The organism is uncultured Phyllobacterium sp., assembly GCF_902479695.1.
Classification (GTDB): Bacteria; Pseudomonadota; Alphaproteobacteria; order Rhizobiales; family Rhizobiaceae; genus Phyllobacterium; species Phyllobacterium calauticae.
In genome coordinates, this window is the sequence record NZ_CABSQF010000003.1 from 218,619 (window position 1) to 231,666 (window position 13,048).

Genomic DNA, 13,048 nt, shown 5'->3' on the forward strand with positions numbered 1-13,048 from the left:
TTGACCCTAGGGACGTTTGCTAACCTGATCGGCGATCCATGCAAAAAAGCTCTGGGCCATCGGATTTTCCTTCTTGTGGTCCGGCACGACGAGATAATAGCTGTTCTCTGTCGTCAGCGGCTGATCGAACAACACCTGCAAGCGGCCGGATGCCAATTCGTGCTCGATGAGATAACGCGGCACCAGGGCAAAACCGAGTCCCGCCAGCGCAGCTTCGATCACCATGGAAAAATGCTCGAAGCGATGGCCCTTGTAGGGACTGACAACCTCCGCCTGTACCGATTCAAACCAGTCGGCCCAGGCTTTCGGCCGCGTCGAAAGGTGCAGCAGCGGTGCCGAGCCGGCCAGCTCGGCCGGGGTAACGACGGGATTGGCGGCCAGCAGTTCCGGGCTGCCGACGGGAACAATCATTTCACTGCAAAGATATGTGCACGTGGCATGAGCCCACACCGGCTGACCATAATGGATTGCCAGATCAAAGGGCTCTTCCTCGAAATCAAAGGGTTGCGAGCGCGATGCAACGCTCAAGGCCATATCCGGATAGAGCCGCAGAAAATCCGGCAGGCGCGGCATCAGCCAGCGGCTGCCGAAGGTCGGCAATGTTGCAATGCTCAGAGATGACGCCGATTGCGATGCCGCCATGGCCCGCAGCATGGTTTCCTCGGTCAGCCCAAGCAGGCGGCGCACTTCGGGCAGGAATTTCTGCCCGGCGTCGGACAGAACCACCCTTTGCCGGATGCGCTCGAAAAGAAGAACGCCGATCTGGCTTTCCAGCTCGCTCATCTGGCGGCTGACGGCACTCTGGGTGAGGTTCAGCTCCTTTGCCGCCTGCGTAAAGCTGCCATGGCGCGCCGCACACTCGAAGGTTTGCAGGATATCGATGTCAGGAATCAGACGGCGGCTCAACTTCATTCTTATCTCGCATCAACCTAGTTCAATTCATCGCAATCTTTGGCGATATCATCACTCTATAATCCAGTTTGAGCATGACAGCGATAGTTTATGCTGTTGCAGCAACAAAGCGGAACAGAACACGATGAAATCAGGCACGTTTACGTCATCCGACGTGATCAGGGCGTCCTTTTCGGCCGCCATGTCATCCATGTACCGGACAGAGGTTCCTGCCTATGGCACACTCATGTCCCTGGTTGCCGAGGTGAACAGCAAGACACTGGCAGCTTCACCGGAATTGAAAGACCAGCTCCAGGAAACCGATACGCTCGACCGCATATCGGAAGAGCGCCACGGCGCGATCCGCGTCGGCACGCCGCAAGAGCTGTCCATGCTGCGCCGCGTCTTCGCTGTTATGGGCATGTATCCCGTCGGCTATTACGATTTGAGCGAGGCAGGCGTTCCCGTCCATTCCACGGCTTTCCGTCCGGTCGATGATGCCGCGCTGAAGATCAATCCGTTTCGGGTGTTCACGTCGCTGCTGCGCCTCAACCTGATCGGCGATGCCGGCTTGCGGAAAAAGGCGCGCGCCATTCTGGATGCGCGGCAGATTTTTACGGACAAGGCCATTGCGCTCGTTGAAAAGGCAGAAGCTGAGGGCGGCCTTGGTTCTGACGACGCGGCAATATTCGTGAGCGAGATTCTCGAGACATTTCGCTGGCACGACCGGGCGAGCGTCAGCGGCACGCTTTACCAGCGCCTGCACGATGCCCACCGGCTCATTGCCGATGTCGTCTCGTTCAAGGGACCGCACATCAATCACCTGACGCCGCGCACGCTCGACATCGATGCGGTGCAGGATCTGATGCCGGAACACGGCATTTCTCCCAAGGCCGTTATTGAAGGCCCGCCCACGCGCGCCTGCCCCATCCTCTTGCGCCAGACATCGTTCAAGGCGCTGGAAGAGAATGTATCGTTTCAAAATTCCGACGGCACATGGGAAACAGGATCACACACCGCACGCTTTGGCGAAATCGAACAGCGCGGCATTGCACTGACACCGAAGGGGCGGGCCCTCTATGACAGGCTGCTGAATGACACCCGCAAGATCATTCGTCCGGCGGCTGATGGCTCCAACGCGAAAGCTTATATCGCCGCCCTGTCGGACACGTTCAAAGCGTTTCCCGACAATTGGGCGGACATTCGCCGCGACGGTCTCGGCTATTTCCGCTATTCGGTCGTCGAGAGCTTTGCGGGCCGCGTGACCACGCGCGAGGCTGGGGATATCGAGACTTGGATCGCACGCGGTGCCGTGCGGTTCGACCCTATCGTCTACGAGGATTTTCTCCCCGTCAGCGCAGCGGGTATTTTCCAGTCCAATCTCGGTGACGAAGCCAGCCAGAAATTTGTCGCCAGCCCCAGCCAGCGCGAATTCGAGACCGACCTCGGTACTGCGGTCCTCGACGAATTTGCCCATTATGCCGGGCTTGAACAGGCCTCCATCCAACAATGCCTGCAAATACTGCGCCCTGCGGCACTTGCAAGTTGAACACTCATTTGACCTTATTGCGGCCTCTCCGGCGAAAGTCCGGCGCTCACCGCACGGGCAGACAAAAGATATGTAAAGGGAAGGCAAAATGACGATTGCTCAAGACGTAAAAACACTCCTCGCAAAGCTTGGCGTGGCCGAAGCCGCCTATACCGGTGGAACAATGGCTTCCTACAGCCCGGTCACCGGCGAGAAGATTGCCGATATTGCCATTCATTCGGCGGCCGATACAGCCAAGGCCATTGAACAGGCCGATGCGGCCTTCCGCGAATGGCGCCTTGTTCCGGCACCCAAGCGCGGTGAACTCGTTCGCCTCTTTGGTGAAGAGCTGCGGGCGCTGAAGACGGAACTCGGACGCCTCGTCTCGATTGAAGCGGGAAAAATCCCGTCCGAAGGGCTCGGCGAAGTACAGGAAATGATCGACATCTGCGATTTCGCGGTCGGCCTTTCCCGCCAGCTCTACGGCCTGACCATTGCAACGGAACGTCCGGGGCATCGCATGATGGAAACCTGGCATCCCCTCGGCGTTGTCGGCGTCATTTCCGCCTTCAACTTCCCGGTTGCCGTCTGGTCGTGGAATACGGCGCTTGCCCTCGTGTGCGGCAACGCCGTTGTCTGGAAGCCATCGGAAAAGACACCGCTCACCGCCCTCGCCTGCCAGGCCATCTTCGACCGCGCGGTCGCGCGCTTCGGTGACGTGCCGGCCGGCCTGACCAAGACATTGATGGGCGACCGGACCATCGGCGAAGCCCTGGTCGATCATCCCAAGGTTGCGCTCGTCTCGGCAACCGGCTCGACCCGCATGGGCCGTGAAGTCGGCCCGCGTCTGGCCAAGCGTTTTGCCCGTTCGATCCTTGAGCTCGGCGGCAACAATGCCGGTATCGTCTGCCCGTCAGCCGATCTCGACATGGCGCTGCGCGCTATCGCCTTCGGTGCCATGGGAACGGCCGGTCAGCGCTGCACCACCCTGCGCCGCCTCTTCGTGCACGAAAGCGTCTACGACACGCTCGTTCCACGCCTGAAGAAGGCCTATGAGAGCGTTTCCGTCGGCAGCCCGATCGAGACATCGGCCCTCGTCGGCCCGTTGATCGATAAAGCCGCCTTCGACAACATGCAGAAGGCAGTGCAGGAAGCCGTCGCCCACGGCGGCAAGGTTACCGGCGGCGCCCGCGTGGATACATCGCATCCGAATGCCTACTACGTCCGTCCTGCCCTTATCGAAATGCCGAAGCAGGCCGGTCCGGTGACGGAGGAGACCTTTGCTCCAATCCTCTACGTGATGAAATACAGCGATTTCGACAAGGCGATTGCCGATCACAACGCGGTTGGCGCCGGCCTGTCGTCGTCCATCTTCACCCTCGACCTGCAGGAAGCCGAACGCTTCCTCAGCGCGGATGGATCGGACTGCGGTATTGCCAACGTCAACATCGGCACTTCAGGTGCTGAAATCGGCGGCGCTTTCGGCGGCGAAAAGGAAACGGGCGGCGGCCGCGAATCCGGCTCGGATGCCTGGAAGGCCTATATGCGCCGCGCCACAAACACCGTCAATTACTCCAAGGCATTGCCTTTGGCCCAGGGTGTTTCCTTCGACATCGACTGATCGATATCCCTGACTGCAACAATACAGCCCCCGGACTTTCAGTCCGGGGGCTTCTTATTGTGGAGACAAGACCAAAGCTGCATCTATTCGAATGGAGCCGTCGCCAGCAGCCCGCATGGTTTATTAAAATTTTATACTTTGGATAATCCCATCCATTCATTTGCATAAATACTTCTTACGCTCATTTTATATTTGTTTACTTAAATATCACTCTGACCATTTCAAACCTGTTCAAAACGGCAAATAACTCTCCTCTTAAGTTAGACTTAAGATGACAAACAATAGAGTTATCCAAGAAAAGAATTCAAAGCAGGGAACAAACGTATGTTGACAGTATACAATTGTATCGTCAATCAGCACGATATCAGGCTTGTCTTTCTTGCCGCCGCCATCTGTATCTTTTCTTGCCTGACAGCTGTTGATCTTCTTCGCCACGCCCGCAACTCGGCACATCAGGCCGTTTGGCTGAGCGTTTCCGCGGTTTCCTGCGGCTTCGGCATCTGGGCCACGCATTTCATTGCGATGATGGCGTTTTCACCCGGCCTGCCCAACGGCTATAATGGCCTTCTCACCATACTATCCCTCGTCATAGCCGTGCTCGTCACAGGTCTTGGTGCGCATACCGCAATCACCGCCAGATGGCAGAATGCGGATCTTGCCGGCGGCGCCATTATCGGCGCCGGTATCGCCGCCATGCATTTTACCGGCATGGCTGCCTTTGAGGTTGAAGGCAGAATTGCCTGGGATCCCACTCTTGTCGCGGTGTCCATTGGTACCGGCATTGTCCTTGGCGCTTTCGCCGTCCGCCTGGCGCTGGCCAAAGCGGAGGACAAAACCCGTCATGCAGCAGCCGGCATGCTGACCCTGGCGATTTGCAGCCACCATTTCATTGCCATGGGTGCGGTCGCGATCATTCCGGATTCGTCCATCTCCGTTCCGGCAAATGCACTACCCGCCAGCCTTATTGCCATAACCGTGGCGCTGGTGAGCACCCTTATTCTCGTCGCCAGTTCGATTGCGTTCACGGTCGACGTTCATAACCGCAGAAACAGGCTCGAACTGCAGCGCATGCACAAACTGGTCAACGCAGCAGTGGAAGGATTGGTCATCTGCGACGGAGACATCATTGTAACCGCCAATGAAAGTTTCCTGACATTGGCAACCATGGAGAGCGCCTCCCTTGAAGGCATCTCGCTGGCAACCTTCCTGCCCGATACGCGCCTGCGCTCCAAATTGCTGAGTGATCAGAATGAACTGATCGAGGCCGATCTTGTGGGCGGCGATGGCCAACTCGTCCCTGTGGAACTCATCGCCCACACGATCGACTTCAATGGCAAATGGCATCGCGCTCTTGCGGTCCGCGACCTGCGTTCGCGCAAGGAAGCGGAGGCGCACATCAGCTATCTCGCGCACCATGACGCACTCACCGGGCTGCCCAACCGCCGCAATTTCAATGCCCGTCTCGACCAGTTGATTGCAACTGCGGCAAGCGGCGAAGAAACCTATCTCGCGCTGTTTTGCCTGGACCTTGACCGGTTCAAGGAGGTCAACGACCTGTTCGGCCATGCGGCCGGCGACGATATATTGCAGCGGGTTTCAGGCGCGATCACGCGGCTGCTCGGCAAGGACGACATGCTGGCGCGCCTTGGCGGCGATGAATTCGCCGTTCTCGTCCCCGGGCTCGTCACACCGACGGCGGCCTGCCGCCTGGCTGACAGAATCCTCGAAGCACTGCAGTCGGAAAATTCGAATTCCCCGATCGGCTTCCTGATTTCAACCAGCATCGGCATTGCCATCTTTCCTGTCGACGCGACCGATCGCGAAACCTTGCTGAACCAGGCCGACACGGCCCTTTACCAGGCCAAGGCGGAAGGCCGTAACACCTATCGTTTCTTTGAAGCAAAAATGGGGGCCCAGGCCAGGGAACGGCGCTTGATAGAGCACGACCTGCGCAATGCCCTGCAGCGCAATGAGCTGCGGCTGGTCTATCAGCCGCAGATACGGATGGACACAGGCGCAATCACCGGCTTCGAAGCCCTGATGCGCTGGCACAATCCGCGCCAGGGCGATATTTCCCCTACGGTGTTTATCCCCATCGCCGAAGAGAGCGGTATCATTTTGCAGCTTGGCGAATGGGCGTTGCGGGAAGCCTGCCGCGAAGCGGCCAGCTGGGACAAGCCCCTGTCTGTTGCCGTCAATGTCTCTGCCGTGCAGCTCTACAGCCATGATTTCACCCAGCGCGTACACAGCGCCTTGCTGCACACGGGCCTGCCGGCACACCGGCTTGAGCTCGAGATCACCGAAACCGCACTTATAAAGGATACCAACCGCGCCCTGACCACGTTGCGCCAGTTGAAGACACTCGGCGTGCGTATCGCCATGGACGATTTCGGTACGGGCTACTCCTCGCTGTCGAACGTCCGCGCCTTCCCGTTTGACATGATCAAGATTGACCGCTCCTTCATCAAATCGGTCGACAAGAACGAACAGGCTGCCGCCATCGTCAAGGCGGTGCTCGGCCTTGGCCGGGGTCTGGGCATGCCGGTTCTTGCCGAAGGCATAGAAACCCCGGACGAGCTGGAGTTCCTGATGGGCGAATCATGCAGTGCCGGGCAAGGATTCTATCTGGGCATGCCGGGCCCGATGGAGGGTTTCCGGCATCTCGTCAGCGACGGAACGCAACCGGTGGACAAGAAACTCGTCGCACTCTGACATCGTTCTGGACGCGGCACCGCACAGGGGAGCCGCGTTCCATCGATTGACGCACGGCACCTCTGCGCCCACCTTTTCCCGCGACAAACCATTCAGGCGCGGGACTGCTTTACGCGCTGGAATATTGTCGCCTCATTTTAGAAACATCACGGAAACAAAACGCTACAAACCGGAAATATTGTCGCAATGTTCCCGCTCCATAAAGAGCAAGTAAAATGATTTTGTATTCTCGAATCACAGAAGAATACATTTCTTCTTCCCGCAGGTGGCCGTGAGAAATATTTCGACTTTACCAACAATACTGCTAGCCGGAATGATGCTCTCCACAAGCGCTGACAGTGTATTTGCTGCAGAGCGACCACCGTCACGCAAAGAGCTTTGCGTGAAATTCCAGGCAGAGGTTCATCAAGCAATCATCGAGCATGCCGAGGCTCCCCGGGCGGCCAAGGCAAAATCACTGCAGAAAAAGGCTATCCGCTTTTGTGCAAGCAATCGGCAGGCACAGGGCATACGGACCTTTGCAAAAGCACTGAAAGTACTCGGTGTGCAACCCGCCAATAATTGACGGTTGCATCACAACAGCCCCAACTGAGAGGAAACGGCATTATGAAAAAGTCACTCTACACAGCACTTGGTCTTGCACTTGCCCTTGCATTCTCTGCGCCTGTGCTCGCCACCAGCAGCACCACGGCATCGGCAGCACCGATGAAGAAGCACCATCATATGAAGAAGCATCATCGCCACATGAAGAAGCATCATCGCCATCATCGTCATCATGCAAAGAAGATGTAACAACAGCGGCTTGATTTGAACGACCCTTAAAATGATGCTGGTCAGCGGACGCCGTTGACTGGCATCATTTTGTTTTGACACTTGATCATCTGCATGCTTGACCCGCCTCGGCGGGGATCACTACCGGTTGCGGGTCTGCCGGTTTATCGCAAGGTTCCGGTCCTGAATATCCCGTATCAAGGTATCATTCATCTCGGACAGGGATGACGGGGCGCCCTGCATTCCCGGCGGAACCGGGCTCATGCCCGATGGTTTTGTGCGGATCGTCCTCCCGCTGTTTCCGCGCTCGCCGGCAAGGGAGGCAGGGAATATCCGGCCGGACCCGCCTTGCAAAACATCGCCGATCCATTGTTGCGCACCGCCGGCTATGCGGGCGCTCAATGGGACAATCTGCGCGAGAAGAAACAATCCCGAAAAACAGACCAGCACAAAGGGTGCGATTTCCTTGATGGTTGGAACCGCCCCCTGATCCATCGACACTTTCAAGGCGATCACAACCTCTTTGATGATCAGCAGGAAGAAACTCAAAAACGCATAGAAGAAAATCGGCACGAGCATTGTCTGAATGGCAACGCTCAGCCAGCCGGAAAAGAACCGCGACACGCCCTGAAACAGCAGCAGCACAATGAAACCGGGGGCCAAAGCCAGGACAATCCACAATGCGAGCTTCGAGAACAGCATCAGGAAAACCGCATATCCGACAAACAAGGCTGCCGCGATCCAGACAATGCCGGAATGCAGGGAAGACAATAGCTCGTCTGCCGGCGGCGCTCCCCTGTTGCCCGGGCCGGATTTGGCTGCGGGATCGGCGTCCGGCGGCGCCTGTTTTGCCACCGGAACTGGCGTGACCACACCCGTGGCCGGCGCAGACATCCGCGCCGAAGCCAGCAGCGCTATCTGATAGAAATCATGGAGATCCCGTTCTACCGTCGTTTGCGACATGGCGCCACGCCCGACATTGACGATGTTGTTCATCATGACCGCAGAGATGGCCGTGGGAATGCCCGAGATCACACCATATGCCAAGGTTTGAATTGGTCCCCACCCCGTGGCAATCGAGAAGATGATGGCGATGCGAAACAGGCGGAAGGCGATGTCAATGACGCTGCTTTCGCCCCGGCCCTGCCAAAACCGGAATCCCCAGAATACCAGGTAGAGCACCAGCAGCCCGGACAAGACAGGCGTGAGCTGACCGGCAAAAGCCCCGTATGTGGACGCCGTGAAACTTCTGCCGAGACGATCGATATTGTCCGACATCAGAGCGATGTAATTGGGTGCTTCCGGTAAGGCCATGGTTCAGGTCTCAAACCCGAACAAGGCAGCCAGCGCTTCATTCACCGGCCTGAGCGGCCCGCAGTCGCGTGTCGTTGCAGCAAACGAGAACAATCCGGGGGAACAGGGGGTTTTCAACCTCTGATCGCTCCCGCAGGCGGTACCCGTCATCAGGATGCAGAGCAGCAGGCAGATGGTGCGAAACGTCATGTCTTGTCTCCGGGGCGGCAAAAGGCAGGCAGCCATTTCTGCGGATCATCACCCAGATGACGGCGCAGGGCAGTCAGTTCCTCGATTGTATCGGCGCGGGCGGATAAAACCTTGATCAGGTCATCCATGCCGTTCAGGCGCAGGCGTGCAATGACCGATTCCTGTCCATGCTTGATCAGGAACGACCGGCTTGACGCGTCGGCTGTCCGTATCCACTGGATTTCCCGGGCCGAGAGACCAAAGCCCGTGGTGTGGCTTTGCAGATCGGCATGCGGATTGGGGAAAAAGATGTGCGTTGCACTCTGCTCCATCAGCGTATTGGCAAGCGCAGAGGACGCGATGTCCGATGCACTTTGCGTGCCGAAGCCAACAACGCCGTTGAACTTCCGGATCGTCTTCATCTTATCCTTGATGAAGGCGGCAAAAATATCGTCATCGAGAAGCCGCCAGCCCTCGTCCAGGAAAATCAGCAGCGGGTTGCCGTCGAGCAATTCGTCCAGCCGATGGAAAATATACATCAGCGCCGCACTGCGGATGAGCGGGTCATCGAGCACCTTTGTCATGTCAAATCCCGCAACATCGGACCATGTGAAGTGATCCCTGGGGTTGTTGAACAACCAGCCAAGCTGGTCCGGGCGCAGCCATTTGTCGAAACGGGAGAGAAGATCATCGCCGCCGGCGCGCAGGCGCCCGCGCAGCAGGGAACCGAAGGCGCCCAACGAGCGCATGTCCGGACCTGAGGCAAAGATTTGCGCAATGGCCGAGCGGAGGACGCTTTCCTCCCCGGCGGGCAGCCTTGCGCCATCCGGCCGCCGCACCATGAGCGAAAACAGTTGGAACAGGAACTCGCGGTTGGGTCCCGTGTCAGGCAGGGACAGCGGATTGAAGCCCGAGGGCTCTCCGGGCTCCAGGACGGCATAATTGCCTCCCAGTGCCCGGATGAAGATTTCGGCACCGCGATCCTTGTCGAAGAAAATGCAGCGCGGTTTTGGCGCGATGCGTTGCGACTGCGCCATCAGAAACGAAAGAGCCACCGTCTTGCCGGAGCCGGAGGGGCCGATCATGGTGAAATTTCCAAGATCGCGCACGTGGAAATTGAAGAAATAGGCGGTTTGACTCGTCGTCTCCAGCAATGAAATGGCGCTGCCCCAATGATTGCCGTCGGATTTGCCGCTCGGGAAATTATGCAATGACAGGAACCCGGAAAAGTTCTTCGAGGAGATCATGGCCGAGCGGGCGATATAGGAGAAATTCCCGGGCAATTGCGCCCAGAAGGCCGGTTCGCAATTCAGGTCTTCGCGCAACCAGAGAATGGCCTGATCCGTCAGGGTGGCGCCGACGGCGCGGATGCAGTGATCAAGCTCTGCCTTGTCGTCGCCGAGGCACATGATGGAGAAATGGTGATTGCCGTAAATCGAACGCGCGCCCAGCAATTCATCACGGGCACTGTTGAGCTGGCTGCCCACCACGGAACCGGCTTCATCGGCCATGGCGATCTGCCGGGAGACGCGCTCTATCTGTGCCTGCACCACAGGCTTGTCGACGATCGCGAAGCTTTGGCTGACGATGAACTCATGCGGGACCTTCAGAAGCCCGTCGAGCAGCAGCGGTCCGGTATAGGGTGGATATTCCCGGATGGAAAGCATGGCGCCCAGCCTGCTGTTGTCAGGCGGGGTCGATCCGACGAACTCGATGGCATTGCGGCCGAAGTGCAGCCGTTTCATCGCCAGCGCCCCGTCAAGCGGCATGCGCGGCAACCGCATTTTGACCGGTTCCAGGCCATTCACGATCTGGACGAGGAACTCCAGCGGTTCGGAAAAATAGACCCCCGGTTGCGGCTCGCGAATACCAAGGCATCGCGCGCCGTAATCCTGCAGGACATCCCGGATGTTGAGAACGGCATCCTGCAGTTCGCGCAGATCCTGCGCTTCGCCGGAGGCCCCACCATCATCGGACGCCTTGGCAAACAGACGCCGCGTCGCCTTGTCGATGACGCCGACCTGCCCGCGCAGGGGACGGCGGACGATGGTGACATACATGTCATTGACGAACATGCGCTGCTGCTCGAGTTGCGCCATGTATCGCCGGTTCAATTCATCGGCGAAGGGGTTGTCGAACCTGCCCGCGAGGCCCGGTTGAATGCGGCGGCGTATCATATGGCCATAGACGGCATAGCGGCTGCTGCCGAGGGATCGCAACAGGGTGTTGCGTGCTTCCAGCTTGCCGTTTAGCTGCGCCATATCGGCGGTCTCGAAACAGAAGCCGTCGAGTTTCAGAACACTCAACAGATAGCCATCCCGGGTGCGCAACACCGTGTCATCCACATGGCGTGTATAGGGGATGTGGGCCGCAACGGAGCGCTCGCGCTGGCTCGACGAACCAAACCGCATCTCCCGGCGGACGGGACGGCTGGTCATGGACGGTCACCGGCTGCATAGCTTCTGATGCCCCAGACCGCTTTGGATTGCGGCGGCGCCTTCGACATCTTCACGCGCAGGATGGTGAAAATCTGATCGTCCAGCAGTGTCAGGAAGTAACCAAGGCTGTGGATCGGCAGGACAAGCAAAAGCATGAGCAGGTTCTTCGTTGCCAGGAATGTGCATGCGGTCACGACGATGTTGAACATGGCGAACATGTAGGGAACCCCGAACAGCGTCGGCGCGCGGGTCAGGGCTTTGACCAGAGGCACGAGATCTGGCGCATCATCCGGGATCATCTCAGTGCCCCAATGCGCTCTGGAAGAAGGCGACGATCTGCGTCGACCCGAACACCAGGACAATCCCCATGATCACCGACCCGGCAATGCCCCAGGTGAAGCGCCCGGTCCAGGCGAGAAACCCGCAGCTGATGACGGCCAGGATGGCGATCATTGAGGCAATTGGCCCGGTTAGAATGCCAATGAGGGTCTGCAGGACAGACTGCACCGGCTGCAATCCCGTCTGGGCATGAGCGCCCTGGACCAGAACGCAAAGCGTTATCCAGGCCGCTATCCCGCGGGTGACGATACGCCCGGCGAGCGATGGCGACAGGGCGATTTTGAAAATGAACGAATGAAAAAACACTTTGACTACTCCACGTGAAGAACAAATCCTTGCGTCCATGCGCCGATACTGCCTGCATCGGGTTTGTCCGGCGCTTTCCTGCCTTGATGGGCGGCTTTCCCAGGCACTTTGCGGTCACCGAGTGGCCGCCAGTCATAGACGTCCGAAAGCACGGCCGCGACGTAATGGACCGTCTCGGGATAAAGCGGAATGCCACCGCTTTGCTCCACGGCAAGCTCACCGGCATTGTAGGCGGCGAGGACATAGAGCGGATTGGCATATTTGGTTTGCAGGTGTTTCAGATACCGCACGCCGCCACGGACATTGTCCTCCGGGTCGCAAATATCCACCTCGAACCGGCGTGCGGTTGCCGGCATCAATTGCATCAGGCCGATGGCACCGGCGCTGGAGACGCTATCCATGCGAAAGCCGCTTTCCTGCCGGGCCACAGCGACGGCAAGCGCCACATCGGCATGCTCCTCCCTGGCGATGCGCTGGACCAGCGCCTTGCCATCTTCGGCCGAAGGCACGCGTTTGAACTGGCATACCGCCATATCCGCCGCCGGTTGCGGTGCTGTGGTTCTTTCGCCGGACGCCGTGATCTTGACCGGCGGCATGCCGGGATCGTTGGCTTCAACGGCGCGGGCTGCTTCCGGGACAGTCAGGCCAAGCAGGCAAAGACCGATCAGAACCCGCCTCGGCCGATGAGCTGTGCGGGCAAAACGGCCTGTGTCGACGGCAGCAGGCCTGCTGGATCTGTTTGCCACAAAGCTCATGGGGCACCGCGCGCGCGACGGCCGGAGGCGTTCCACAACATGTTTCCCTGTACGGCAGCGGGGCGCCCGGTCTGCCTGACATAGGGAACGTAAAAAATCTCGGACACGGCGCCGGGCCGCCCCTCTTTACGGCCCAGTTGCACGACAATCGGCAGCGTTGCATGCAGATGATCGATGATTTCCGGTTTTGAAAAACCGCCACTCC

Annotated in this window: 12 protein-coding genes and 1 pseudogene; 5 read left to right on the forward strand and 8 right to left on the reverse strand. The window is 58.5% G+C overall.

Annotated features, from left to right (window positions below):
* Positions 1-6: 6 nt before the first annotated feature.
* Positions 7-912, reverse strand: a complete 906-nt coding sequence (locus RDL77_RS03495) for a LysR family transcriptional regulator (RefSeq protein WP_288191811.1) — start codon at positions 910-912, stop codon at positions 7-9.
* 124 nt (positions 913-1,036) lie between these two features.
* On the opposite strand from RDL77_RS03495, the gene RDL77_RS03500 reads away from it, so the two are divergent.
* The 5 genes from RDL77_RS03500 to RDL77_RS03520 all read left to right on the forward strand — a co-directional run bounded on the left by RDL77_RS03500 (position 1,037) and on the right by RDL77_RS03520 (position 7,544).
* Positions 1,037-2,440: a VOC family protein gene (locus tag RDL77_RS03500; protein WP_288191812.1), complete on the forward strand. Its 1,404-nt coding sequence runs from the start codon at positions 1,037-1,039 to the stop codon at positions 2,438-2,440.
* A gap of 88 nt (positions 2,441-2,528) precedes the next feature.
* Entirely contained in the window at positions 2,529-4,040 is a 1,512-nt protein-coding gene (locus RDL77_RS03505; RefSeq protein WP_288191813.1) for an aldehyde dehydrogenase family protein, read from the forward strand.
* Positions 4,041-4,364: 324 nt separating this feature from the next.
* Positions 4,365-6,752, forward strand: coding sequence for an EAL domain-containing protein (locus tag RDL77_RS03510; protein WP_223612133.1), 2,388 nt, complete (start codon positions 4,365-4,367; stop codon positions 6,750-6,752).
* A 382-nt stretch (positions 6,753-7,134) separates the two neighbouring features.
* Complete coding sequence (locus RDL77_RS03515; protein ID WP_223612134.1) at positions 7,135-7,317, forward strand: hypothetical protein; 183 nt, start codon at positions 7,135-7,137, stop codon at positions 7,315-7,317.
* 41 nt (positions 7,318-7,358) lie between these two features.
* Entirely contained in the window at positions 7,359-7,544 is a 186-nt protein-coding gene (locus tag RDL77_RS03520; RefSeq protein ID WP_105737844.1) for a hypothetical protein, read from the forward strand.
* Positions 7,545-7,664: 120 nt separating this feature from the next.
* On the opposite strand, the gene RDL77_RS03525 is transcribed toward RDL77_RS03520, so the two are convergent.
* From RDL77_RS03525 to RDL77_RS03555, 7 genes and pseudogenes are all read right to left on the reverse strand, one after another.
* Positions 7,665-8,837 (reverse strand): type IV secretion system protein, encoded by a 1,173-nt coding sequence (locus RDL77_RS03525; protein WP_288191814.1) that lies wholly within the window; start codon positions 8,835-8,837, stop codon positions 7,665-7,667.
* A 3-nt stretch (positions 8,838-8,840) separates the two neighbouring features.
* Positions 8,841-9,026: a hypothetical protein gene (locus RDL77_RS03530; protein WP_288191815.1), complete on the reverse strand. Its 186-nt coding sequence runs from the start codon at positions 9,024-9,026 to the stop codon at positions 8,841-8,843.
* Positions 9,023-11,443, reverse strand: a complete 2,421-nt coding sequence (locus RDL77_RS03535; RefSeq protein ID WP_288191816.1) for a VirB4 family type IV secretion system protein — start codon at positions 11,441-11,443, stop codon at positions 9,023-9,025. The genes RDL77_RS03530 and RDL77_RS03535 overlap by 4 nt, the downstream gene beginning before the upstream one ends.
* Positions 11,440-11,742 carry a type IV secretion system protein VirB3 gene (locus tag RDL77_RS03540; RefSeq protein ID WP_288191817.1) on the reverse strand — a complete coding sequence of 101 codons (303 nt, stop codon included), beginning with the start codon at positions 11,740-11,742 and terminating at the stop codon, positions 11,440-11,442. Before RDL77_RS03540 ends, RDL77_RS03535 begins: the two co-directional genes overlap by 4 nt.
* A gap of 1 nt (position 11,743) precedes the next feature.
* Positions 11,744-12,031, reverse strand: coding sequence for a TrbC/VirB2 family protein (locus RDL77_RS03545; protein WP_288191833.1), 288 nt, complete (start codon positions 12,029-12,031; stop codon positions 11,744-11,746).
* 62 nt (positions 12,032-12,093) lie between these two features.
* The gene (locus tag RDL77_RS03550; protein ID WP_288191818.1) at positions 12,094-12,843 is read right to left on the reverse strand and encodes a lytic transglycosylase domain-containing protein; all 750 of its coding nucleotides are present in this window, start codon (positions 12,841-12,843) and stop codon (positions 12,094-12,096) included.
* Positions 12,840-13,048, reverse strand: a pseudogene (locus RDL77_RS03555) (hypothetical protein); the annotation flags it as partial. The pseudogene RDL77_RS03555 and the gene RDL77_RS03550, both read right to left, overlap by 4 nt.